Below are 23,775 nucleotides of genomic sequence, written 5' to 3'. Positions count from 1 at the left end.
ATTGACCAATTTTGGCAGTCGTCCCGCGTCCGCTGCCGCGACCGGCGGACGACGCCGACGTGGTCCCTGTCCCGGGTGAGCGGCGGTCGCCCGGGCGCGCTGGCGCTCCGGGCGCAGGCCGGGGGCTTCGCTGCCCCCACGGCGTATCGCGCTGATCACGGGCACAAGGCTATCGCCCTCCACCCAGGCTCCGTCATGAGCCGCTTGTGTACAAATGCAAGGCTCCGAATTGGCCACTTCGGACAGGCCCACGGGGTGGCCCGGGGGGACACGGGCGGACCTCTCGCGCGGTCTCACGGACGAGGACGGCACGGGTGGGCAGACTGGTCGACAGGCGGACAGACCGCCCCATCCTTCCCGGGAGCAGCCATGGCAGCCAAGGTCCTGATCGTCACCGGCGACGCCGCCGAGTCCCTCGAAGTCCTCTATCCGTACCAGCGCCTGCGCGAGGAGGGGTACGAGGTCCATATCGCCGCTCCTTCCCGGAAGAAGCTCCGGTTCGTGGTCCACGACTTCGAACCGGGCTTCGACACCTACACCGAGAAGCCCGGTTACACCTTCCCCGCCGACCTGGCGTTCTCCGAGGTCGATCCGACGGAGTACGCGGCCCTGGTCATCCCGGGCGGCCGGGCTCCCGAATACCTGCGCGGCGACGCGGAGCTGCGCAAGATCCTCAAGTCCTTCTTCGACGCGGACAAGCCGGTGGCGCAGATCTGCCACGGCCCGCTGCTGACGGCGGCGATCGGCGAACTCGCCGGCCGCAGGGTCACGGCCTATCCGGCGCTGGAGATCGACATGCAGTCGGCGGGAGCGACGTTCCAGGACGCTGAGGCGGTGGTGGACGGCACCCTGATCTCGTCCCGCGCCTGGCCCGACCACCCGGCCTGGATGCGCGCGTTCCTCACCGTGCTGCGCGCGAAGGCCCCGGTGGCCTGAGGTCTGTCGTTCGGATCAGGCCGGATCAGACCCTGGACCGACCGTTCCGAAGTCCCGCGCGCGGGCCCGGGAGGGCTATGCCAGGTCCCGGGCGAGCGCCACCGCCTCCTCCAGGGTGTCCACGACCGGGACGCCCACCGACTCCAGAGTGGCCCGGCTGTTGCAGCCGCCGGTGTAGAGCACGGCGCGTGCCCCCACATGCGCCGCCGCCACCGCGTCGTCGAGCGCGTCGCCGATCACCACCGTACGGTCGGCGGATATCCTTCCGGCCCCCACGCCCGGCTCGGACCCCACGCCCGACTCGGCCAGCGCGGTCAGATGGCGCTCCAGATGCAGGGCCTTGCTGCCGCCCGACGGGCCCCTGCGGCCGTCGACCCGCAGGAAGTGGCGCTCGATCCCGAAGCCCCGCACCGTCGGGACGAGGTGTTCGTGCCCGTACATGCTGAGCAGCGACTGGCTGCCGCCCGCGAGCGCCCACCCCGCGAGCAGTTCCTCGACGCCGCGCGTCAGCCCGCACCCGTCGCGCCGCTCCGTGTAGTGGCGGTGGAACGACTCGTCCATGACGACCCACTCGGCGTCGCTCGGCAGGCGCCCCATGAGCCGCTCGTAGAAGCGCGGGATGGGCACGCAGTACAGCTCCCGATAGCGGTCGAGCGTGATCGGCGCCAGCCCTATCTCCGCGAAGGCCGCGTTGGTCGCCCCGATGACCGCGCGCATGTCGTCGAGGATCGTGCCGTTCCAGTCCCACACCAGGTGCGTGTTCTGCTTCCCCATGCCCAGAACCGTACCGGGCAGGTCTGACAACGCCCCTCGTCGATCAGGCGATCAGGCGATCAGGTTCGGGATCTCCTGGATCCCGAACCAGAGCAGTTCGTGGTCCTCCGCGCCGTCCACCGTGAACCGCGCGTCGTCGTCCCCGTGGTCCGCGGCGCCCAGCGCCGCCGCCGCTGCCGTCACATCGGCGTCCGCGTCGTCGGAGTCCACGTGCACGGCCGCCGCCTTCGTCAGCGCGATCGCCGCCGCGATCCGCACCTCGCCGAGCGAGGAGGCGTCCAGCCGCAGGTCGGGGTCGGACACGGCCTCCCGGTCCGGTACGTCCGCCGCGACGACCACCCGGCGGCGGGCCGCGGCCGGGTCCGCGGCGATCAGCCGCAACGAGGCGGCGGCGGCCCGGTTGAGCGCGGCGTACTCCAGTTCCTCGATGTCGTCCGAGACGTACCACTCCCGCAGCCCCGGGGTGACCGCGTACGCCGTCAGCGGCCCGGGCCCCAGCTCACCCGTCTTGTGCGCCTCTGCGAGACCGGGCAGCGTCAGGGGGACGTAGACACGCATGGCATGGCCGCTTTCGTCGACGGGAGAACACCTAAGGATACGTGGACCCGTCCCTCTTCGGGGTGACGCTGATGGGGCTCCCAGACGTCCACCGGGAACCGTGCGCGCCCGCGCCACCAGGCCCCGCACCGCCCGGCGATCACCCGGATAGGTGATTTCACCACCCCGTGTCCCGCCCGCGCCCCCTCCTTGCGGCGTCACCCCAAGGGCCCGTAAAAGGTCCCCCAACAGAAGTTACCGACCGGTATCCGACCGGGCGGGCAGAACGGGGGCGATCTGCGTGAACAGGACCACTTCCTCCACTCCCTCCAGCGCCATCAACACCGGGGCCAGGCCGCCGGGCCGCCGCGATCCGCGCAGGCCCGGCACCGTACGCCCGCAGCGCCGCCGGCACGTCCCGCCGCACGAGTTGTTCGCGGAGCGGCTGCTGGCCGTCCTCAGCGGCCACCGGCCCGTGCACTGGATGCTCGGCCAGACCGTCGGCGAGGCGTACGAACAGCTCGTCCGCCTCGCGCCGGGCACCCCGCTCAAGGCCAGGGGCGTCCGCCCGGTGATCCGCACCTGCCGATACTCCCAGCCGAGGCCCGGCGTTCTCGAGGCGTCCGCCAGTGTCGCCGCGGGCGAGCAGGTCCGCGCCCTGGCCTTCCGACTGGAGCAGAGCACCGATCTGCGCTGGCGCTGCGCCGCGGTCGAGGTCGGCGGAGAACGTGTCACCACCGACGCGTGAGCCCCGGCCCATGACCACCCGCCCCGCGACCACCCGCGCCGCGACCACCCGGAGCGCGACCCCCCGGCCCTCGACCGCCCGGACCTCCCGCGACAGCGAAAGGCCGGGGCGCGCACCACGTGTGTGCGCGCCCCGGCCCCTGCGGCGGTCGACGGTCCGGCCGGCGGCCCGGCCCCTCGCCCTACTTCTTGCGGCGGCGTCCGCTGGGCGCGCTCTTCTGCGCCTTGCGGCGCTCGGCCCGCGTCATCCCGTCCGACGTGGAGCGCGTCGGACCCTCCGCGCTCTGGAAGTCGCCCTCGACGATGCCGCCCTCGCCGTCCACCGTGGGGGCGGAGAAGTGCAGCCGGTCGGGCCGCTGCGGCGCTTCGAGCCCCTTCGCGCGGATCTCCGGACGCGCGGTGCCCGCGGGGACCGCGTCCTCCTTCTTGTCGAGCGACGTGCGCTCGGCGGAGTCCTGCACCGGGACCTCCTCGACCTGCTGCTCGACCTGGACCTCCAGGTTGAACAGGTAGCCGACGGACTCCTCCTTGATGCCCTCCATCATGGCGTTGAACATGTCGAAGCCCTCGCGCTGGTACTCGACCAGCGGGTCCTTCTGGGCCATCGCCCGCAGGCCGATGCCCTCCTGGAGGTAGTCCATCTCGTAGAGGTGCTCACGCCACTTGCGGTCCAGGACGGAGAGGACCACGCGGCGCTCCAGCTCACGCATGATGTCCGAGCCGAGCTGGTTCTCCCGCTCCTCGTACTGGGCGTAGATGTCGTCCTTGATGGACTCCGAGATGAACTCGGCGGTGATCCCGGCACGGTCGCCGGCCGCGTCCTCCAGCTCGTCGACGGTGACCTTCGTCGGGTAGAGCTGCTTGAAGGCGCCCCACAGCCGGTCCAGGTCCCACTCCTCGGCGAAGCCCTCGACGGTCTCCGCCTGGATGTACGCGTCGATCGTGTCGTCCATGAAGTGGCGCACCTGCTCCTGCAGGTCCTCGCCCTCCAGGACGCGGCGGCGCTCGCCGTAGATGACCTCGCGCTGCCGGCTCAGGACCTCGTCGTACTTCAGGACGTTCTTACGGGTCTCGAAGTTCTGCTGCTCGACCTGGGACTGCGCGGAGGCGATGGCGCGCGTCACCATCTTGTTCTCGATGGGGACGTCGTCCGGCACGTTCGCCATGGACATCACACGCTCGACCATCTGCGCCTTGAAGAGCCGCATCAGGTCGTCGCCGAGCGACAGGTAGAAGCGGGACTCGCCCGGGTCGCCCTGACGGCCGGAGCGGCCGCGGAGCTGGTTGTCGATACGGCGCGACTCATGGCGCTCCGTGCCCAGGACGTAGAGCCCGCCCAGCTCCTTGACCTCCTCGAACTCCGCCTTGACGGCCTGCTCGGCCTTCTCCAGCGCGGCGGGCAGCGCCGCCGACCACTCCTCGACGTGCTCGACGGGGTCCAGGCCGCGCTGCCGCAGCTCCGCCTCCGCCAGGTCGTCGGGGTTGCCGCCGAGCTTGATGTCCGTGCCACGGCCGGCCATGTTCGTCGCGACGGTGACGGCGCCCTTGCGGCCCGCCTGGGCGACGATCGTCGCCTCGCGGTCGTTCTGCTTGGCGTTCAGCACCTCGTGCTGCACACCGCGCTTGCTGAGCTGCTGCGAGAGGTACTCGGACTTCTCGACGGAGGTCGTGCCGACCAGGATGGGCTGGCCCTTCTCGTGCTTCTCCGCGATGTCGTCCACGACTGCCGCGAACTTGGCGACCTCGGTGCGGTAGATCAGGTCGGACTGGTCCATGCGGACCATCGGCCGGTTCGTCGGGATCGGCACGACGCCCAGCTTGTAGATCTGGTGGAACTCGGCGGCCTCGGTCATGGCCGTACCGGTCATGCCGGAGAGCTTGCCGTAGAGGCGGAAGAAGTTCTGCAGGGTGATCGTGGCGAGGGTCTGGTTCTCGTCCTTGATGTCCACCCCTTCCTTCGCCTCGATCGCCTGGTGCATGCCCTCGTTGTAGCGGCGGCCGGCGAGGATACGGCCGGTGTGCTCGTCAACGATCATGACTTCGCCGTCCATGACGACGTAGTCCTTGTCGTTCTTGAACAGTTCCTTGGCCTTGATGGCGTTGTTCAGATAACCGACGAGCGGGGTGTTCACCGACTCGTACAGGTTGTCGATGCCGAGCCAGTCCTCGACCTTGGCGACCCCGGGCTCGTGGATCGCGACCGTGCGCTTCTTCTCGTCGACCTCGTAGTCGCCGGTCTCCTCGATGCCCTTGAGCGGGTTGCCCGCCTCACCCCTGGTGAGGCGCCTGACCAGCTTGGCGAAGTCGCCGTACCACTTCGTGGCCTGGTCCGCGGGGCCGGAGATGATCAGCGGCGTACGGGCCTCGTCGACCAGGATCGAGTCGACCTCGTCGACCACGGCGAAGTTGTGGCCGCGCTGGACCAGCTCCTCCTTGGACCACGCCATGTTGTCGCGCAGGTAGTCGAAGCCGAACTCGTTGTTCGTGCCGTACGTGATGTCGCACGCGTACTGCTCACGGCGCTGCGCGGGCGACATGTTCGCCATGATGCAGCCGACCTTGAGGCCCAGGAAGTTGTGGACGCGGCCCATCAGCTCGGAGTCACGCTCGGCCAGGTAGTCGTTCACCGTGATCAGGTGGACGCCCTTGCCGGACAGCGCGTTCAGATACGCGGGCAGTGTGCCGACGAGGGTCTTGCCCTCACCGGTCTTCATCTCCGCGACATAGCCGAGGTGCAGCGCGGCGCCACCCATGAGCTGTACGTCGTAGTGACGCTGGCCGAGGACGCGCTTGGCCGCCTCACGGACGGTCGCGAACGCCTCGGGAAGCAGGTCGTCCAGGCTCTCGCCATCGGCGTACCGCTCTTTGTACTCGGCGGTGAGCGCCCGCAACTCGGCGTCGGAGAGGTTGACGAAGTCCTCTTCGATAGAGTTGACCTGGTCCGCGATGCGGTGCAGTTTGCGCAGGATCTTGCCTTCGCCTGCACGCATGAGCTTGTTGAAGACGGACACTGAGGCTGGTCTCCTTGCCGGTCGGGCCTGGCACGTGGGTCGGAATCGGACACGGGCGCGGGCACGGCAGGCGGGCCCCACCGCAACGGCCATCGTAAGCGAGGACTCGGCCACGCCGGGAGGCCGCCGCCACGCGGGTCTGCCGCCGCCCGCATATATGAACGCGCGGGACCCGCGGAAGGTGCCGGTGCCGACCGGAAAAGCATTCGTCCCGGATCGCCCGGCTCAGCAGAATCCGCCTATGGAACCCGTCACGCTCACCACCGAACGGCTCCTGCTGAGCCCGTTCACCGCGGACGACATCGATGTCGTGTACGCGGCTTGCCAGGATCCCGTCATCCAGCGCTGGACGACGATCCCCTCTCCGTACGAACACCATCACGCGGAGCATTTCATCGGACAGATGGTCCCGGACGGCTGGCGCCGGGACACCGAGTACGCCCTCGCCGTACGCCCCCGCTACGGCGGCCCCGTGCTCGCCGCGATCAGCCTCCACCATCCCCGCTCCGGCACCTGGGAGGTCGGCTACTGGACTGCCGAGGAGCACCGGGGCCTCGGCTACATGGCAGAAGCCATCACGGCGATGGCCCACTGGTCGTTCACCGCGCTGGGCGCGGTGCGGATGGAGTGGCGTGCCGAGGTCGGCAACGCGGCCTCACGCGCCGTCGCCGAGAAGACGGGTGTGGTGGTGGAGGGCACGCTGCGCGCGGGACTGCTCAACAAGGGAACCCTGCGGGACTGCTGGGTCGGCGGACTGCTCCCGTCCGACCTGGGGCTGCCGGGACCGTACCCGTATCTGCCGACCCGGCCTTGATCCTTCTGTCCGCCGGCCTCCAGGACCGGCTGTCAGTGCCGCCGTCTATCGTGCGGACCATGACGACTGTGCCGCCCGCCACCGCCGAGCTGTCCGCCGACGAGGCCCGCCGTATCGCGCTGCGCGCCCAGGGATTCCTCGGCGCACCCGACCGGCGCGGCGGCGTCCGGGGGGTGCTGCGCCATCTCGGCGCCGTCCAGCTCGACACGATCTCGGTGCTCGCCCGGTCGCACGAGCTGATTCCGTACGCACGGCTGGGCGGGGTGGGCCGCAGGACGGTCGAGGACGCCTACTGGACTCCGCCCGCGCCCGACGGAGGGGCGCCGGCCGAGCCGCACGCCTTCGAGTACTGGTCCCACGCGGCCTGCGTGCTGCCCATCGAGGAGTGGCCTCACTTCGCCTTCCGCCGCCGTGCCTACCGCGCCCGCCCGCAGTGGTACCACGAGCTGGCGGACGGGGCGTACGACGCGGTGATCAAGCAGTTGCGCACGGAGGGCCCGCTGACCGCCACGGAGCTGGGCGGCGCCAAGAACGGCGGGCCGTGGTGGGACTGGTCCGAGGCGAAGGTCGCCGTGGAGCGCGCGCTGATGTACGGCGAGGTGGTGTGCACCGGCCGGCGGAGCTGGAAGCGGGTGTACGACCTCGCGGAGCGTGCCGTCCCCGCCGCCCTCCTCCATGACGACCTGGACGACACGGAGTGCCTGCGCCGCCTGGTGGCGCTCGCCGGCCGGTCGCTGGGGGTGGGGACGCGCGCCGACATCGCGGACTACCACCGCCTCAAGGGCGAGCAGGTCGACGCGGTGATCGCGGATTCGGGGCTGGTGCCGGTGAGCGTCGAGGGCTGGGCGAAGCCCGCCTGGGCGGACCCGGCGGCGCTGGCCACCACCCCGCGTGGCCGGCACCGTACGACGCTCCTGTCGCCGTTCGACTCGCTCATCTGGGAGCGGGCCCGCACCGAGCGGATCTTCGGCTTCACCCACCGGCTGGAGGCGTACGTCCCCAAGCCGAAGCGGATATACGGCTACTTCGCGATGCCGCTGCTCTCCGGTGGCCGGCTGCTCGGCCGGGTCGACCCGGCCCGCGAGGGGAAGACACTGGTGGCCAAGCAGGTCTCCCTGGACACCCCGAAGGGCGTCTCCCCCATGGCGACGGCGCTGCGGGAGGCGGCGGAATGGGTCGGCTGCTCGGACGTACGGGTGGAGCGCGTCGACCCGCCCGCGCTGCGCGCCCCGCTGGCCCGGGCGCTCACCGACGCGGCGTGACGGGCGGGCCGGACGCGGGGTCAGCGGATTTCGAGGATCTTCTCGCGCATCGCGTAGACCACGGCCTCCATCCTGGAGTGGAGCTGGAGCTTCTCCAGGATGTTGCGGACATGGTTCTTCACGGTGTTCTCCGAGATGAACAGCTCCTTGGCGATGTCCCGGTTGTTCATGCCCGTGGCCACCAGCTTCAGGACCTCCAGCTCGCGCTCGGTCAGCCGGGGCGCCGGCACGAGCCTGCGCTCGTCGGTGCGCTGGATCATCGACTTGAACTCGGTGAGCAGCTTGGACGCCATGGACGGGCTGATCTGCGACTGGCCGTCGGCCACGGCGCGGATCGCGGTGGCGACCTCGTCGGTGGAGATCTCCTTGAGGAGATAGCCGGTGGCGCCCGCCTTGATCGCGTCGTAGAGGTCGGCCTCCTCGTCGCTGATCGTCAGCATGATGATCTTGGCGCTGGGGGCCACCTCCTTGATGGAGGTGCACGCCTCGATGCCGCCGCGCTTGGGCATCCTGACGTCCATCAGCACGATGTCGGGCAGCAGGTCCGCGGCCTTGTCGACGGCCTCGGCCCCGTCACCGGCCTCCCCGACGACCTGGATGTCCTCCTCCTGCGCGAGGACGATCTCCAGCCCGCGGCGGAAGAGCGCGTGGTCGTCCACGACGAGGACCCGGATCGGCTCCGGCCGCGAGCCGCCCCGCTCCGCGTCGGTGTCGGACCCGGCGCCGCCGAGCGCGCCGCCGGCCCCACCGGCGTGATGCACCGGTCCGAAGCTGTCCGCCATCGTTCCTCCCCCTGAAGGCCGGGGCCCGCATTCATGAGAGCCGGCCAACCGCAGTTCGCAGACCACTTGTTGGCGTGCGCCTCCATGATTTCATGCCCGCGCGGCCGAGGGGTCGTCCTCAGGACGCACCAAGGCGCCCCCGGGGGCTCTACGAGCGCCCGGGGACACCATCGAGCGTAGAATTCCGGCCTCTTTTCCGGCTGAATTCCAGCGGTCCGGCCGGTGTGCCAGCCGTACCGCCAGGTGTGCCGGCCGTACCGCCAGGTGTATCCGCCGTTCCGGCCGCCGGTGTCAGCCGTCGAGGACGTGTCAGCCGTTCGGGACGTCTCAGCCCCTCAGGACGGGTGTCAGCCGTTCGGGACGGTCTCAGCCGCCGAGAGCGCCGCCGGCGCCGCCCGCCTCCGAGCCGGCCAGCGGGTCCGTCCGGAGATGAATGACGCCGTAGTCGTAGGCGTGGCGACGGTAGACGACGCTGGGTTCCTTGGTGTCGGAATCGACGAAGAGATAGAAGTCGTGGCCGACCAGCTCCATCTCGTAGAGCGCCTGATCGAGGGTCATCGGTGCGGCGACATGGGTCTTCTCACGGACCACCAGCGGTCCTTCGCCCTGCACCTCGAGCGTGCCGATCATGGTGGTCGGCACCGCGTCCCGGGCCTCCTCCGCCGCGGTCGCGCCGTTCGCGTTCAACTGGGCCACGCCAGGAACGACATCGACGACCTCGGCTGCCGACAACCGGCCGTTGCCCCGCCGGTTGTGACGCTTCTCGTGCTGCTTGCGCAGCCGCGCCTCCAACTTGCCCGTGGCCAGGTCGAGCGCCGCGTACGGATCGGCGGCCGCCGCCTCCGCACGGATCACGGGGCCCCGCGAATGAAGGGTGATCTCCACCCGGTCACTGCGGTCGGCCTGCCGCGGATTCGGCTCCTTGGACACCTCGACATCGAGGCTGATCACCTTGGCGTCGAGCTTCTGGATCTTCTCCAGCTTCAGCTTCTCCGCCACGTGCTTGCGGAACCGCTCGGGCACCTCTGTCTTACGGCCCTTGACGACGATGTCCACGCAGAACTCCGTTCCCGGATCACTCCGCCTCGCTGCGGAGTCACTCCTTGTTGCACCAGACCCCGGTAGTCACCGGAGCCTCGGACTTGGCGACTTCACCTCCTCCTCCCCCAGCGGCGAGATCCCCACTCCCCAAAACTTCCGGGGGTCTGAAAAGCGCCGGAGCACACCAGTGCATTCAACGAGTCACGGCTCGCGCCATTCCTCATAACCGAACATAGACCTCCCGGACGGGTGTCGGCACCCGCTACCGGCACGTACCTCTGTTCAGGTTTTTCCTGCCCTGTTCACCTGCAACGATGCACGGTCCCCGTCAGTTCCGATTTATTTCGAAAGACAGCGGCGGAGCGGCTACGACAGCGGCACTCACCGGTACGAATCCGGGAATGCCGGGGCCCATGGCGGCACGCAGTGCCCTCGCCCCTTCCGCGAGCGAAGCACCGGTCGTCATGAGGTCGTCGACCAGGACCACCCGGCCGCCCTCCAGCAGCCGCGTACCCCCGACGGCGACTTCCAATGCCCCCGAAAGGTTCGCCTGTCTCTGCCGGGCGCCGAGGCCCGCCTGATCGGCGACCGGCCGGCGCTGCCGCAGCACCGGCAGGACCCGGCACTCCCGCCCCGAACGCCGCAGCTCTCCCGCGGCGGCCAGCGCGACCCTGCGGCCCGCGTCGTGCCCCCGCGCCCCCACCGCGCGCCGCGTGGACGGCACCGGCACGAGCAGCAGCGGCCCCACACCCGTGCCGGGCGGCGCGGCGGCCCGCACAGCGCCCGCCAGAGCCTGCCCCAGCGGCGCGGCGAGCCCCAGCGCCCCGCGCTCCTTGTGGGCCAGCAGAACCGCCCGTACGGCGTCCTCGTAGGGAGCCGCGGCATGGACCGCCGGGAGCCCCGCCGGCTCCGGCACCGGCCGCACCCGGCACGGCCACGTCCCGTACAGCGCCCGGCCGCACGGCTCGCACAAAGGAGTCCTGGGGCTTCCGCACCCGCCACAGGCGACCGGCAGCACCAGGCCGGTGATCTCCCGCCACCACGCCCGCATGAGACACACTGTGCCAACCTCGACGGCACGGGACCACCCCTGTGGACAACTCGGTCCCGCAAACCCCGCAACCAGCCGTTTCCACCTCGTCGGCCGACCGTTTCCAGCCCCGCGCGCGAGCCCGGCGTGATCCGGACGAAAGACCCTGGACGTCAGCCCGGACAAGTCCCTGGACGTCAGCCCGGATAGACGGGCGACGACCCCACTTCGACCATCGTCTGCCAGTTCGCCCCCGTGGGCAGCCGTACGATCCCCGCGTCCTCGGAGTCGGCCACCACCGGCTGCTGGTCGTCGTCCGCCGCGGCGATCGCCGTCACCTGGTTGAGCCCGGGCAGCACGCTCGACGCCGAGGTCGATCCGTCCGTCTGGAGGTAGCGGACCTGCTGCACACCCCCCTGCTCCTTGCCGACCACCACGAGCCTGCTCGGACCGGCCCAGGAGACCGCCGTGACCGTCTCCAGCTGCGGGGCCGCCGACTGGAGTTCCGCCACGGACACCACCGGATCGGCCCCGGCGCCGTGCCGCTCCACCCGGCCGATCTGCAGCGTGGTCCTGCCGTCCTTCGCCAGCAGCAGCGCGATCCGTACCCCGTCCGCCGACACCCGCAGCCCCTCGATGCGCGCGCCGCCCAGACCGTCGACCGTGACCGTCTGCGGCTCACCCGCACCGTCCGCGAACCGCAGCAGACGCGGCTCCGCCGGGTCCCGGTCGGCGATCCACAGATCACCGCGCCCGTCCCAGCTCGGCGCCGACAGCCGGTGCCGGTCGTCCGGCCCCTTGCTGGTCAGCAGCGGGTCGCCCGGCTCACTGTCCGCGAGGATCGATGACACGTACAACGACTGGGCGTCCTTGGTGACCCCGGCGGCGTGCTTCTCGTCGCGCGCCACCCCGACCCAGCCCAGCTTCAGATCGCCCTTGCCCAGCGGCCCGATGACCTGCGACCGGTCCACGCTCTCGCCGCCGCCCGCCTGGAGCAGCGACAGGCGCCCCCGGTCGTCCACGTAGTACGGGTTGTCGGGCCGGCCGGTGGTGCGGTCCGGCGCGAACTCCTCCGCCTGGTCGCCGCTGAGCACACAGAGCGACGAACCGTCGGCCAGCAGCTCGACCTGCCCCACCCGTGTCGCCGTGAGGTCCCGCAGCGTGAACAGCAGCTGCGCGGCCATCTTCCGGCACTGCGTGCGTCCCGCCTTGGCCGCCTTCTCGTTGAGCGGCACCTTCAGCGCGTTCCGGTCGTCGAACTCCAGCGACGTGGTGCCCTTCTGCAGCGCCGTACCGGTGGGGAACGGGGAGTCGACGACCCTCTTCAGCCAGTTCGTCGGCCCGTCGAGCAGCACCTTGACCGCCTGCGTGACCGGATCCATCCGGGTCGTGGGGTCTATGCGCTGCCGGATGTAGACCGGATCGGCGACCAGCCAGTTCTCCCCGGAGGCGAAGTAGTACTTGTTGACCGACCGGTAGTTGCGCTGGAAGTCCGACTCACCGAGCACCAGCCCCTGCGGCAGACCGTCGATCCGCCACTCCTTGGTGCCGCCGATGTTCTGCCGCACCAGGTGGATGCTGCCGTTGTACGCCGTGGGCTCCAGCGGCTGATAGGCATGCGAGGAGTCCATGTCGGCGATCCGGTCTCCGTACAGCGGATACGTCAGACCGCCGCTCTCCGAGCCGGACGCCTCCTGCGGAACCGCGGGATCCGGCGCGGCGCGCAGCACCGTCGTACCGGCGCCCGGCTGCCAGGAGCGGGACGCCGTCGGCGTCAGATACTTCCTGGCCATCGCGAAATCGGGATCGTCACTGGTCATCGCCTCCAGGAAGCCGTCGACGATCTCGGCGGGCCCCGCCTTCTCGCGCGGCGGCACGGCGTACACCCGGACCTGGGACTCACCCGGCGGGGACGCCTTGACCGGCTCCACGTCCCCGCTGTCCGGGATCGACGCGCACCCGGCCAGCAACACGGCGAGCACGCCGAGCGCGGCCGGCATCCGCACCACCCTCCCCGGCCCGAACCGACGGCGGTCAGCGCCCACGTATCGTGTCCTCCCGCTGCGGAGCCGACGGTGCGGATCCTTCGGATTCTTCGGTGGTCCGGGGACCGTTCTCGGGGGCCCGCTCCCCGGCGGGCCGTGCCACCACCCGGGCGCCGCTGCCCGGCAGCGCCGCGGGATCCACCGCGGCGGTCGCCCGGGGCGGTGCGGGCGGTCCCGCCGTCGCCTGGAGCGGTGAGCGGTCCACCCGCGGCTGCGTCGGCACGCTCGCCAGCCGGTGCGCGCTCTCCTTCAGCTCTTGGGCCCCGCCGCTCTCCCGGTTGCGCCGCGAGTCCTCGGGCTCCAGCGGTATGGGGGAGCCGCGCAGCGCCTCGTCGGCCGTACGCGGCAGCGTCAGCCGGAACTGGGAGCCCCCGCCGGGCTCGCCCCACGCCTGGAGCCAGCCGCCGTGCAGCCGCGCGTCCTCGACGGCGATCGACAGCCCGAGCCCGGTGCCGCCCGTGGTCCGGGCACGGGCCGGGTCCGCCCGCCAGAAACGGTTGAACACGCGAGTGGCCTCGCCCGGCTTGAGCCCCACCCCGTAGTCGCGCACGGCGACCGCGACGGCACCGCCCGCCACTCCGAGCCGTACGACGACATCCCGGCCCTCGCCGTGCTCGACGGCGTTGACGACCAGATTGCGCAGCACCCGCTCCACCCGGCGGGCGTCCGCCTCGGCGACCACGGGCTGTTCGTCCCCGAGCACCCGGATCCGGCTGCCCTTGCGCTCGGCCAGCGGCTCGGCGCCGCCGATCACCCGGCGTACGACCTCGCGCAGATCTATCGGCTCGGCCTCCAGGGCCGCCGCGCCCGCGTCGAAGCGGCTGATCTCCAGCAGGTCGGAGAGCAGCGACTCGAAGCGGTCGAGCTGGTCCCCGAGCAGTTCGGCGGAGCGCGCGGTCACCGGATCGAAGTCGGCGCGCGCCTCGTGGATGACGTCGGCGGCCATCCGTACGGTCGTCAGCGGGGTGCGCAGTTCGTGCGAGACGTCGGAGACGAAGCGCCGCTGCATCCGGGAGAGTTCCTCCAGCTGCTGGATCTTGAGCTGGAGATTCTGCGCCATCTTGTTGAAGGCCTCACCGAGCCGGGCGATGTCGTCCTCGCCGGTGACCTTCATACGTTCCTGGAGCCGGCCCGTGGAGAGCCGCTCGGCGATCCCCGCGGCCATCCGTACGGGGGTCACGACCTGCCGCACCACCAGCCAGGCGATGGCGCCCAGCAGGACGACCACGAAGAGCCCGGCCGTGGCGAGCGTGCCCTTGACCAGATTGAGGGACTGCTCCTCCTGCGTCAGCGGGAAGAGGTAGTACAGCTCGTACGCGTTGCCGTTGGCGTCGTTCAGCCGCTTGCCGACGATCAGCCCCGGCTCCGGATCCCGGTCCTCGGTGGCCCGGGTGTACCGGATCTGCGCGTACGTCTCGTACGTTCCGGTGCCCTGCGCGACCGCGGTCCGCAGATCGGCGGGAACGCTGGAGAAGTCGACCCCGCCGGAGACCCGGGGCGCCCGGCTGGTGGATGCCGCGTCCTGGCCGTCGGGGCTCAGCGCGACCACGTTGAAGGCCCCGGGACCGCCACTGGCGAGCTGTTCGACCAGGTCCGACCGCCAGTTGACGGAGTTCCGGCCCGACCGGCCGCTCTCCTCGTCGCCGTTCCGGCCGCCGAGCGCCGCCGGGGAGTCGGCCTTCTCCTTGGCCACGGTGAAGCCGCCGGCCGCCTGGCTCTGCGCGGCCTTCTCCTTGGCTTCGAGCAGCCCGTTGCGGACCTGCCCGATGACCACGAACCCGAGCAGCAGCACCACACCCAGCGACATCAGCAGCGTCGCCGCGACGACCCGGAGCTGGATGTTGCGCCGCCACAGCCGCACGGCGGGCAGCAGCGGACGCCGCACCCAGCGCACCAGCAGCCGCAGCACGGGACCGCCCGGTGAGCCGTCCTGGAGCAGCCGACCGCTCTGGAACAGCCGGCTCACCCCCGCGAAGGCACGCCCGGGCCCGGCAGCCCGCCCCGCACGGACTCCCGGCTCACCGGGCTTCGGAGCAGCGCTGCCGCCGGACATGTCAGCTCGGCCCTGCCTTGTAACCGACACCACGGACGGTCACCACGATCTCCGGACGCTCGGGGTCCTGCTCAACCTTGGAGCGCAGCCGCTGCACATGCACATTCACCAGCCGGGTGTCCGCGGCATGCCGGTAACCCCACACCTGTTCGAGAAGCACTTCCCGGGTGAACACCTGCCACGGCTTACGGGCCAGCGCGACCAGCAGATCGAACTCCAGCGGGGTCAGGGCGATCGACTGCCCGTCCCGCTTCACGGAGTGCCCCGCCACATCGATGACCAGGTCACCGATGGTCAACTGCTCCGGCGCCGGCTCCTCCGACCTGCGCAGCCGTGCCCGGATACGGGCCACCAGCTCCTTCGGCTTGAACGGCTTGACGATGTAGTCGTCGGCCCCCGACTCCAGCCCCACCACCACATCGACCGTGTCGCTCTTGGCCGTGAGCATGACGATGGGCACCCCGGACTCGGCCCTGATGAGCCGGCACACCTCGATGCCGTCCCGTCCGGGCAGCATGAGGTCGAGCAGCACCAGATCCGGCTTGGCCTCCCGGAAGGCCGCGAGTGCCTTGTCACCGTCCGCTACGAACGACGGCTCGAAACCTTCACCACGCAGCACAATCCCGAGCATCTCGGCCAGTGCGGTGTCGTCATCGACGACAAGGACGCGTCCCTTCATATCGACATCATCCCATTTTCATTTCCGTTGCGTAGACACGCGTGACCTGTCTCACTGACCGGCGCCGACGTGCGCCGATGCCTCTGTGTGACCGTCGCCGTCCCTCGGCGTTGATGTCAAGCATTGATGTCAAACCCACTGCGGTGGACCCGAGCCCTGGCCGACCGCCACGGCATCCCCCACCCGCATCCCGCCTCCCATCGCCCCCACACGGTAGTGGAGCGGACGGCGATCCCCGGACGGTCCGTCCGCTCGCTCAGGAGGCGGCCGTGTTGCGCCACACCGTGAGGTCCACGCTGACGAACTGGCTCGGGGAATCCTTCGGCGCGAAACCGAGGACGGTGACCAGGCCGTAGTGGCCCGAGCCGGTCTTCACGCAGATCCGCGCACCCTTGCTGAGCGTGTCCTTCGAAATGGACGTGGTGTAACGGGTGTTGGCACGACACCCGGCAGCCCGGACGGCGCAGCACCGGGTCCTGCGACACCTGGCCGCACCACTCGGTGATCCGAGCGGTGAACGGCCTCGGCGTGGCGTCCTTGGTGAGGCAGCCGGTAACGACCTCCCGCAGCCCATCCGCCAGCCGGGGCACGTCCGGGTCCGCGTGCACGATCCGGCAGAGGACCGCGTGCGAGGCCCCCTCACCGAAGGCGGCGGCGCCCGTCGCGGGCAAGACCGCGATCTGGCCGAGAGCCAAGATGTCGGTCGCCGCCGTGCAACTCCTCCCCGCCGCCTGCTCGGGCGCCATGAAAAACGGGGTGCCGACACTGACACCGCCCCCCGCCCAGCCCGAGGCCGCCCGGACAAGGCGGCAGTCTCCGCCTACGCCCCCGCCTGCCTATCCCTGGCGCACAGCTCCGCGATCCCCTCCCCGGTCACCGGGGACAGCACACCGCGTTCGGTGACGATCGCCGTCACCAGTTCCGGAGGGGTGACATCGAAGGCCGGGTTGAACGCCTGCGTTCCCAGCGGGGCCACCGGCATCCCCCCACCGCTCTCCACCCCCGCCACCACCACCTGCGGAGCCGTGACCTCCGTCACCTCCTGCCCGGGCCGCTGCTCGACCTCTATCGACGCCCCGTCCGCGGTCTCCAGATCGATCGTCGTCGTGGGGGCCACCACGATGAACGGGACATGGTGGTACCTGGCGAGCACGGCGAGCGGATAGCTCCCCACCTTGTTCGCCACCGAACCGTCGGCGGCGATCCGGTCCGCCCCGATCAGCACGGCGTCCACCTCCCCCGCGGCGAAGAGCGAACCCGCCGCGTTGTCCGTCAGCAACGTGTACGCCATCCCGTTGCGCGCCGCCTCGTACGCCGTCAGCCGCGCCCCCTGGAGAAGCGGACGGGTCTCGTCCACCCACAGGCGTCGCAACCGACCCGCACGGTGGGCCGACCGGGCCACCGCGAACGCGGTGCCCTCCCCACCCGAGACGAGCGCCCCGGTGTTGCAGTGGGTCAGGATCCGGTGACCGCCCCCCGGCAGCAGCTCATCGAGGAGCGCGAGCCCGAACGCCGCCATCTCCGCACTGGCCTGCGCGTCCTCCCGGTGCAACAGCTTCGCCTCGGTGAGCGCGGCAGCCGCCGCCTCCACCGGATCCGCCCCCCGGTCGACCGCCGCACGGTACGCGTCACGAGCCCGGCGCACCCCGTACCCCAGATTCACCGCGGTGGGCCGCGCCCCCGCCAACTGCTCCGCCGCGTCCTCGACGTCAAAGCCGCGCGCCGCCGCCAGCGCCACCCCATAGGCACCCGCGATCCCCAGCAGCGGCGCTCCCCGGACCGCCAGCGTCCTGATCGCCACCACCAGCGCCGGCACATCCGTACAGACCAGCTCCGCCTCCTCGACCGGCAGCCGCGTCTGGTCCAGAAGGACCAGTACGGGCCCTTCGGGCGGCTCGTCCCAGCGGAGGGAAGGGAGCATCGGCGGCTCCGCGCCGACCGAGGTGTGTGCGTACTGATCAGCCATCCGCCCAGTCTGCCCGCTGCGGCACACACTATGAAGGCAGCAACGGAAGCGATAAGGAGACACAGCCCCCGGTCCGTCCTGACGCAACGCGTGGCACGATGGCTGCCAGGCCCTGTTTCCCGGATCTCCGTGGGACCGGAACTCCCGGCACGGCACCGCGCCGCCGATCCACGGAGATCCGGGAAACAGGACCCAGGTCGTGTCCGGCGGACCTTCACAGGCCCGCGACGCCCCGCACCGCAACCCGCAGGGGTGCCGGTGTCACCCCGGTACCCCAGGTCCGTCGACGACACCGGTCCGCCACCACGCGGCGCACGCCACCGGCGGCGACTCCCGCCACCGGTGCGGCGGACGGAGCCCGGGCCACGCAGCTCCACCGGACCCGACCTGGCCCGCCGCCCCGCTCCGCGGACGGGCACCGTCGAAGCGCCGACTCTCCGAGCCGGCCTCTCAACCAATCCACGAGGTGGACGACCGTGAACGACACTCCGGGCTGGGCCTCGCCCGGATCCGCCCCGTCCGACGGCCAGGACACCACGGTGCCACGGCCCGCAACGCCCGCCGACGACACCGGCTCCACCTCGAAGTGGTCCGCGGCCCAGCCACCGGCCGGACAGTGGTCCCCGCCGAGCGCCCCCGGCCCCGCCACCCCCGGACCCACGCGGGGCTGGGGCGGCCCGCCCCCGGGCGGCGGCCCCGGCTGGGGCAGACCGCCTGTCGCCAAGCCGGGCGTCATCCCGCTCCGCCCGCTCAGCGTCGGCGAGATCCTCGACGGCGCCGTGTCGACCCTGCGCGCGCACTGGCGCACGGTACTGAGCGTCAGCCTCGCCGTCTCCGTGGTCTCCCAGATCGGCGACATCCTCCTCCGGCGTTATCTGCTGCCCGAGCCGGTCGTGCTCGACCCGAACGCGACACCGTCGGAACTGCTCAGCCAGACCACCGAATCGGCGCAGTCGCAGCTCGCCGCCGACATCCCCTCGCTCGCCATCATGGTGATCTGCACACTCTTCACCACCGCGATACTCACCGTGGTGATCAGCCGCTCCGTGCTGGGCCGTCCCGTCACCCTCGCGGACGCGTGGCAAGAGGCCCGCCCCCGCCTCCCCAAGCTGCTCGGCTTCACCCTGCTGCTGCCGCTCATGAGCGCCCTCGTACTGCTCGTCGGCATGCTGCCCGGCCTGCTGATCGGATCCACGGCCGGAGCCGCGCTCTCCCTGCTCGGCGCGACGGCGGCCTTCGTCGTCGTCATCTGGCTGATGGTCCGCTTCAGCCTCACCTCCCCCGCACTCATGCTGGAACGCCGCGGAATCATCCCGTCGATGCGCCGCTCCGCCAAGCTCGTGTCGGGCGCCTGGTGGCGCACCTTCGGCATCCTGGCCCTGACCCTGCTCCTCTCCTTCCTGCTCTCGCTCGTCATCGCCATACCGTTCGCGATCATCGGCACCGCCGTGGACGGTGACGGCCTCACCGGCTGGCCCTTCCTCATCGTCACCGGCATCGGCGCCGTGATCGCCTCCACGATCACCTACCCGATCTCCGCCGGGGTGACGGTCCTCCTCTACGTGGACCAGCGCATCCGGCGCGAGGCCCTCGACCTCGAACTCGCACGCGCAGCGGGCGTACCGGGCTACGGCACCCAACAGCCGGGCCGAGACCTCTCCGGGAGCTGATGCGGTGTCCATCGTGGGGGGAACGACGAGGCACTCGCTGACACGCACGAGCGGCGACCTGCCGGTGGACACCTCCCGCGTCCCCGCCCGCGAGGCGGCGGAGCAGGAACTGTCCAAGCCGATGTACCACGAGAACGACCCCAACCTCCTGGAACGCGCCCTCGACCGCATCAGGGAGTGGATCGGCGAACTCCTCGACGCCGCCTCCGGCGCCGCGCCCGGCGGACCGCTCGGACTCGTCGTGGTCACCCTCATCGTCGTGGCCCTCTGCGCCGCCCTGTGGTGGCGGCTGGGCACCCCCGGCCGTACGGCCGCCACGACGGGCACCCTCTTCGACGACGGCCCCCGCAGCGCCGCGGAACACCGCACCACGGCGGAGACACACGCGGCGGCCCACCGCTGGACGGAGGCCGTCCAGGAACGGATGCGCGCCATCGTCCGCTCCCTGGAGGAACGGGCCCTGCTCGACCCCCGCCCCGGCCGCACCGCCGACGAAGCGGCCTCCGAAGCGGGGGGCGCGCTCCCGGGCCACGCCGCCCGACTGCGCACCGCCGCCCGGGAGTTCGACGACGTCACATACGGGGGCCGCACCGCCGACGAACGGGCATATCTGCTGCTGCGCGACCTCGACACCGACCTCGAACGAACGAAGCCGCACCTGAGCACCGTCACCGGAGGAACAACCGAGTGACCTCCACCATCAGCCCCACCTCGCTCGCCCCGAGCACCCGCCAGCTCTGGACACGCGGCCGCGGGCTCCTCCTCGCCCTCCTCGTCCTGCTGACGGCGGGCATCACCCTGGCCGCCCTGCGCTCCGGCGACCAGCACGGCCGTCTCGACCCGCGCTCCGCGGACCGGTACGGCAGCCGCGCCGCCGCGGAGCTGCTCAGGGACCGCGGGGTCTCCCTCACCGTCCACACCACACTGCGCAAGGCCACGGCCGCCGCCGGTCCCGACACCACCCTGCTGGTCACCAACCCCGACCTGCTGACACCTACCCAGCAGCACACCCTGCGCGCCCGAACCACCGCCGCGGGCGGCCGCACCGTCCTGCTCGGCCCGGGCCCACCGTCCCTCGGCGTCCTGGCACCCGGAGTCCGTACGAACACCCCCGGACCGGTCGCGGCACGCGCCCCCCGGTGCTCGCTGCCCGCCGCCGTCCGCGCGGGCAGCGTAGACATCGGCGGGAAGCGATACGAGACGGACACACCCGGCACCGACTCCTGCTACCCGAGCGACGGCGTGCCGACCCTCCTCAGGATCCCGGACCCGATGACCGGCTCCACGGGCATGCCGTCCACCGACACCACGGCCGGCGACACCGTCCTGCTCGGATCCCCCGACATCCTGTACAACGACCGCCTCGACCAGCAGGGCAACGCGTCGCTGGCCCTTCAACTCCTCGGCTCCCGGCCTCATCTCGTCTGGTACCTCCCTTCCCTCAGTGACGACTCCGCCTCCGGTGCCGACGGTGGCGAGGGCAACGCCGGCACAACCTTCCTCGAACTGATCCCTTCCGGCTGGCTCTGGGGCGCCTTCCAGCTCTTCCTTGCCGCGCTGCTCGCCGCCGTCTGGCGCGCCCGCAGGCTCGGCCCGCTCGTGACCGAACGCCTCCCCGTGGCCATCCGCGCATCCGAGTCCACCGAGGGACGCGCCGGCCTCTACCGCAAGGCGAACGCGCGCGACCATGCCGCGTCAGCTCTGCGCGCGGCCACCCGTGACCGCCTCGCCCCACTTCTCGGCGTACCTCCCACCAAGACGCACAGCGCCGACACACTGATCCCCGCGGTCTCCGCCCGTCTCCCGGACACAGACCACACCCCGGCCGCCCTCCTCTTCGGCCCGGCCCCCAGCAGCGACGCCGCTCTCATCCGCCTGGCGGACCAACTCGACGCCCTCGAAAGAGAGGTACGCACCTCATGAGTGCCCCGACCGCACAGAACGCCGGGTCCCCCGGGCCCGCCGGGAACACGGAGAACGCCCGCGCGGCCCTGGAAGCCCTGCGCGCCGAGATAGCGAAGGCAGTGGTCGGCCAGGACCCCGCCGTCACCGGGCTCGTCGTAGCCCTGCTCTGCCGCGGCCACGTCCTCCTCGAAGGAGTCCCCGGCGTCGCCAAGACCCTGCTCGTCCGGGCCCTCGCCGCCTCCCTCGAACTCGACACGAAGCGCGTTCAGTTCACCCCCGACCTGATGCCGAGCGACATCACCGGCTCACTTGTCTACGACTCCCGCACCTCGGAGTTCTCCTTTCAGCCCGGCCCGGTCTTCACCCATCTGCTGCTGGCGGACGAGATCAACCGCACCCCGCCCAAGACCCAGTCGTCCCTCCTGGAAGCCATGGAGGAACGCCAGGTCACGGTCGACGGTGTCGCGCGCCCACTGCCCGACCCGTTCCTGGTCGCCGCGACCCAGAACCCGGTCGAGTACGAGGGCACCTACCCTCTGCCCGAGGCTCAGCTCGACCGCTTCCTGCTCAAACTGACGGTTCCGCTGCCCTCACGCGACGACGAGATCAGCGTGCTGACCCGCCATGCGGAAGGCTTCGATCCACGCGATCTGCAGGCCGCGGGGGTACGGCCCGTCGCCGGCCCCGCCGACCTGGCAGCGGCGCGCGACGCGGTCGCCAAGACGTCTGTCTCACCCGAGATCGCGGGCTATGTCGTCGATATCTGCCGTACCACGCGTGAATCCCCCTCGCTCTCCCTCGGAGTCTCCCCACGAGGAGCCACCGCCCTGCTCTCCACCGCCCGTGCCTGGGCCTGGCTCACCGGCCGTGACTACGTCATCCCCGACGACGTAAAGGCCCTGGCTCTTCCCACACTGCGCCATCGCGTCCAACTCCGGCCCGAAGCAGAGATGGAGGGAGTCACTGCCGACTCCGTCATTACCGCGATCCTCGCCCATGTCCCCGTACCCAGATGAGGTGGTAAAACCGTGGCCCTCACCGGTCGGAGCGCTCTCCTCGCGGCTCTCGGCTCGCTCCCCGTCGGTGTCTTCGCCCCCAGCTGGGCGGGGATCCTCGCCGTCAATGCGCCGCTCTCGATCGCCATTCTGTGCGACTACGCACTGGCGACGCCAGTGCGAACACTCCAATTCACTCGAAGCGGTGACACATCGGTTCGACTCGGCGAGAGCGCCGAAGTCCACCTGACCGTCACCAACCCCTCCCGGCGCCGCCTTCGCGCCCAGCTCCGCGACGCCTGGCCGCCCAGCAGCTGGCCCGCGGGAGCCGACCAGTCGAGCTCACGGCACACGACGACCGTCCCACCGGGCGAACGCCGCCGGCTCACCACCCTCCTCCGCCCCACTCGACGCGGCGACCGCCACGCGGAACGAGTGACCGTGCGCTCGTTCGGGCCACTGGGTCTGGCCTCGCGCCAGGGCAGCCACAGCGTCCCCTGGACCGTGCGCGTGCTTCCGCCTTTCACCAGCCGAAAGCACCTCCCGTCCAGACTCGCCCGGCTGCGAGAGCTCGACGGCCGCACCAGCGTGCTGACCCGCGGCGAGGGCACCGAGTTCGACAGCCTGCGGGAGTACGTGACGGGCGACGACACCCGGTCCATCGACTGGCGGGCCACCGCGCGCCAGTCGACCGTCACCGTACGCACATGGCGCCCCGAACGGGACCGCCACCTCCTCATCGTCCTCGACACCGGCCGCACCTCGGCGGGCCGTGTGGGCGACGTCCCGCGTCTCGACGCCGCCATGGACGCCACGCTCCTCCTGACAGCCCTCGCCTCACGAGCGGGCGACCGGGTTGATCTCCTCGCCTACGACCGGCGCACTCGTGCTCAGGTCCAGGGCCGTTCGTCAGGCGACGTCCTGCCGGCCATGGTGAACGCGCTGGCACCACTGGAACCGGAGCTGGTCGAAACAGACGCACGCGGTCTCAGCGCGGCAACACTGAAGGGCGCCCCACGCCGATCGCTCATCGTCCTGCTCACGAGCCTCGACACGGCGCCCGTGGAGGAAGGCCTTCTCCCTGTCCTGCCGCAGCTCACCCGGCGCCACACCGTCATCGTCGCCTCGGTCGCCGATCCTCATATCGAGAAGATGAGCACGGCACGCGGCACAGTGGACGCGGTGTACGAAGCCGCCGCCGGCGCCCAGGCGCAGGCCCAGAGACGACGTACGGCAGATCTGCTCCGGAGCAAGGGCGTCACGGTCGTGGATGCCACCCCCGAGAAACTGGCCCCGGCTCTGGCCGACGCATATCTCGCGCTCAAAACAGCCGGACGCCTCTAGGGCAGACGAAGTGAGGGATGAGGTGAGGTGAGACGGTGCGGGGCGGAGGATGAGAAAACAGCGCCCTGTCCCGTCGACACCACCCCTGAATGACCCCTGAACGCAGAAATGCCCCGCACCATACGGTGCGGGGCATTCCCACAATAATTGTTCGGCGGCGTCCTACTCTCCCACAGGGTCCCCC

At 71.0% G+C, this 23,775-nt stretch carries 19 protein-coding genes; 9 read left to right on the top strand and 10 right to left on the bottom strand.

Annotated features, from left to right (window positions below; all coding sequences use genetic code 11):
• The first annotated feature begins 369 nt into the window (after positions 1-369).
• A complete protein-coding gene (locus ACFXKG_RS38260; protein ID WP_384849275.1) occupies positions 370-936 on the top strand; it encodes a DJ-1/PfpI family protein in 567 nt (188 codons plus the stop codon).
• 75 nt (positions 937-1,011) lie between these two features.
• Here ACFXKG_RS38260 and ACFXKG_RS38255 read toward each other — a convergent pair whose 3' ends face one another.
• Both ACFXKG_RS38255 and ACFXKG_RS38250 read right to left on the bottom strand, forming a co-directional pair.
• On the bottom strand, positions 1,012-1,710 hold the full coding sequence (locus tag ACFXKG_RS38255) for an HAD family hydrolase (RefSeq protein ID WP_384849272.1): 699 nt from the start codon (positions 1,708-1,710) through the stop codon (positions 1,012-1,014).
• Positions 1,711-1,761: 51 nt separating this feature from the next.
• On the bottom strand, positions 1,762-2,268 hold the full coding sequence (locus tag ACFXKG_RS38250; RefSeq protein ID WP_382887322.1) for a DUF6912 family protein: 507 nt from the start codon (positions 2,266-2,268) through the stop codon (positions 1,762-1,764).
• Positions 2,269-2,548: 280 nt separating this feature from the next.
• On the opposite strand from ACFXKG_RS38250, the gene ACFXKG_RS38245 reads away from it, so the two are divergent.
• Positions 2,549-2,995: an Rv3235 family protein gene (locus ACFXKG_RS38245; protein ID WP_384849269.1), complete on the top strand. Its 447-nt coding sequence runs from the start codon at positions 2,549-2,551 to the stop codon at positions 2,993-2,995.
• 181 nt (positions 2,996-3,176) lie between these two features.
• Here the strand turns inward: ACFXKG_RS38245 and secA are convergent, their stop codons facing one another.
• A complete protein-coding gene (gene secA / locus ACFXKG_RS38240) occupies positions 3,177-6,005 on the bottom strand; it encodes a preprotein translocase subunit SecA (protein WP_384849266.1) in 2,829 nt (942 codons plus the stop codon).
• A gap of 241 nt (positions 6,006-6,246) precedes the next feature.
• On the opposite strand from secA, the gene ACFXKG_RS38235 reads away from it, so the two are divergent.
• Together ACFXKG_RS38235 and ACFXKG_RS38230 are read left to right on the top strand one after the other, a co-directional pair.
• Positions 6,247-6,819 carry a GNAT family N-acetyltransferase gene (locus ACFXKG_RS38235; protein ID WP_384849263.1) on the top strand — a complete coding sequence of 191 codons (573 nt, stop codon included), beginning with the start codon at positions 6,247-6,249 and terminating at the stop codon, positions 6,817-6,819.
• Positions 6,820-6,878: 59 nt separating this feature from the next.
• The gene (locus ACFXKG_RS38230) at positions 6,879-8,081 is read left to right on the top strand and encodes a winged helix-turn-helix domain-containing protein (RefSeq protein WP_384849261.1); all 1,203 of its coding nucleotides are present in this window, start codon (positions 6,879-6,881) and stop codon (positions 8,079-8,081) included.
• 20 nt (positions 8,082-8,101) lie between these two features.
• Here ACFXKG_RS38230 and ACFXKG_RS38225 read toward each other — a convergent pair whose 3' ends face one another.
• The 7 genes from ACFXKG_RS38225 to mtnA all read right to left on the bottom strand — a co-directional run bounded on the left by ACFXKG_RS38225 (position 8,102) and on the right by mtnA (position 17,677).
• Entirely contained in the window at positions 8,102-8,863 is a 762-nt protein-coding gene (locus ACFXKG_RS38225) for a response regulator (RefSeq protein ID WP_384849258.1), read from the bottom strand.
• A gap of 366 nt (positions 8,864-9,229) precedes the next feature.
• The gene (hpf, locus tag ACFXKG_RS38220) at positions 9,230-9,919 is read right to left on the bottom strand and encodes a ribosome hibernation-promoting factor, HPF/YfiA family (RefSeq protein ID WP_384849255.1); all 690 of its coding nucleotides are present in this window, start codon (positions 9,917-9,919) and stop codon (positions 9,230-9,232) included.
• Between the two features lie 313 nt (positions 9,920-10,232).
• Entirely contained in the window at positions 10,233-10,955 is a 723-nt protein-coding gene (locus tag ACFXKG_RS38215) for a ComF family protein (protein WP_384849252.1), read from the bottom strand.
• Positions 10,956-11,131: 176 nt separating this feature from the next.
• A complete protein-coding gene (locus tag ACFXKG_RS38210) occupies positions 11,132-12,934 on the bottom strand; it encodes an LpqB family beta-propeller domain-containing protein (RefSeq protein ID WP_384849249.1) in 1,803 nt (600 codons plus the stop codon).
• A gap of 34 nt (positions 12,935-12,968) precedes the next feature.
• Positions 12,969-15,032 (bottom strand): MtrAB system histidine kinase MtrB, encoded by a 2,064-nt coding sequence (gene mtrB / locus ACFXKG_RS38205; protein ID WP_384849246.1) that lies wholly within the window; start codon positions 15,030-15,032, stop codon positions 12,969-12,971.
• A gap of 1 nt (position 15,033) precedes the next feature.
• Complete coding sequence (gene mtrA, locus ACFXKG_RS38200) at positions 15,034-15,711, bottom strand: two-component system response regulator MtrA (protein ID WP_329826349.1); 678 nt, start codon at positions 15,709-15,711, stop codon at positions 15,034-15,036.
• A gap of 820 nt (positions 15,712-16,531) precedes the next feature.
• Positions 16,532-17,677 (bottom strand): S-methyl-5-thioribose-1-phosphate isomerase, encoded by a 1,146-nt coding sequence (gene mtnA / locus ACFXKG_RS38195; protein ID WP_384849243.1) that lies wholly within the window; start codon positions 17,675-17,677, stop codon positions 16,532-16,534.
• A gap of 476 nt (positions 17,678-18,153) precedes the next feature.
• On the opposite strand from mtnA, the gene ACFXKG_RS38190 reads away from it, so the two are divergent.
• Genes ACFXKG_RS38190 through ACFXKG_RS38170 form a run of 5 tightly spaced genes read left to right on the top strand, consistent with a single transcriptional unit; the run spans position 18,154 to position 23,591 of the window.
• Positions 18,154-19,347 (top strand): hypothetical protein, encoded by a 1,194-nt coding sequence (locus tag ACFXKG_RS38190; protein WP_384849240.1) that lies wholly within the window; start codon positions 18,154-18,156, stop codon positions 19,345-19,347.
• A gap of 4 nt (positions 19,348-19,351) precedes the next feature.
• Complete coding sequence (locus ACFXKG_RS38185; RefSeq protein ID WP_384849237.1) at positions 19,352-20,038, top strand: DUF4129 domain-containing protein; 687 nt, start codon at positions 19,352-19,354, stop codon at positions 20,036-20,038.
• Positions 20,035-21,270: a DUF4350 domain-containing protein gene (locus ACFXKG_RS38180; protein ID WP_384849234.1), complete on the top strand. Its 1,236-nt coding sequence runs from the start codon at positions 20,035-20,037 to the stop codon at positions 21,268-21,270. Before ACFXKG_RS38185 ends, ACFXKG_RS38180 begins: the two co-directional genes overlap by 4 nt.
• The gene (locus tag ACFXKG_RS38175; RefSeq protein WP_384849231.1) at positions 21,267-22,268 is read left to right on the top strand and encodes an AAA family ATPase; all 1,002 of its coding nucleotides are present in this window, start codon (positions 21,267-21,269) and stop codon (positions 22,266-22,268) included. Before ACFXKG_RS38180 ends, ACFXKG_RS38175 begins: the two co-directional genes overlap by 4 nt.
• Positions 22,269-22,280: 12 nt before the next feature.
• The gene (locus ACFXKG_RS38170) at positions 22,281-23,591 is read left to right on the top strand and encodes a DUF58 domain-containing protein (RefSeq protein ID WP_384849229.1); all 1,311 of its coding nucleotides are present in this window, start codon (positions 22,281-22,283) and stop codon (positions 23,589-23,591) included.
• The last annotated feature ends 184 nt before the right edge of the window (positions 23,592-23,775 follow it).

The sequence above is a fragment of the Streptomyces sp. NPDC059255 genome, from assembly GCF_042752355.1.
In the GTDB taxonomy this organism is placed as follows: Bacteria; Actinomycetota; Actinomycetes; order Streptomycetales; family Streptomycetaceae; genus Streptomyces.
The sequence above is the reverse complement of the archived record's forward strand: the minus strand, read 5'-3'. Positions and strand labels throughout refer to the sequence as shown.

Bases quoted from the DNA above. Each gene is read 5' to 3' on its own strand.
- ACFXKG_RS38230 (WP_384849261.1), top strand. From the start codon at position 6,879: ATGACGACTGTGCCGCCCGCCACCGCCGAGCTGTCCGCCGACGAGGCC.
- ACFXKG_RS38235 (WP_384849263.1), top strand. From the start codon at position 6,247: ATGGAACCCGTCACGCTCACCACCGAACGGCTCCTGCTGAGCCCGTTC.
- mtrB (WP_384849246.1), bottom strand. From the start codon at position 15,032: ATGTCCGGCGGCAGCGCTGCTCCGAAGCCCGGTGAGCCGGGAGTCCGT.
- ACFXKG_RS38215 (WP_384849252.1), bottom strand. From the start codon at position 10,955: ATGCGGGCGTGGTGGCGGGAGATCACCGGCCTGGTGCTGCCGGTCGCC.
- ACFXKG_RS38255 (WP_384849272.1), bottom strand. From the start codon at position 1,710: ATGGGGAAGCAGAACACGCACCTGGTGTGGGACTGGAACGGCACGATC.
- mtnA (WP_384849243.1), bottom strand. From the start codon at position 17,677: ATGGCTGATCAGTACGCACACACCTCGGTCGGCGCGGAGCCGCCGATG.
- ACFXKG_RS38260 (WP_384849275.1), top strand. From the start codon at position 370: ATGGCAGCCAAGGTCCTGATCGTCACCGGCGACGCCGCCGAGTCCCTC.
- ACFXKG_RS38210 (WP_384849249.1), bottom strand. From the start codon at position 12,934: ATGCCGGCCGCGCTCGGCGTGCTCGCCGTGTTGCTGGCCGGGTGCGCG.
- mtrA (WP_329826349.1), bottom strand. From the start codon at position 15,711: ATGAAGGGACGCGTCCTTGTCGTCGATGACGACACCGCACTGGCCGAG.
- ACFXKG_RS38225 (WP_384849258.1), bottom strand. From the start codon at position 8,863: ATGGCGGACAGCTTCGGACCGGTGCATCACGCCGGTGGGGCCGGCGGC.
- ACFXKG_RS38175 (WP_384849231.1), top strand. From the start codon at position 21,267: ATGAGTGCCCCGACCGCACAGAACGCCGGGTCCCCCGGGCCCGCCGGG.
- ACFXKG_RS38250 (WP_382887322.1), bottom strand. From the start codon at position 2,268: ATGCGTGTCTACGTCCCCCTGACGCTGCCCGGTCTCGCAGAGGCGCAC.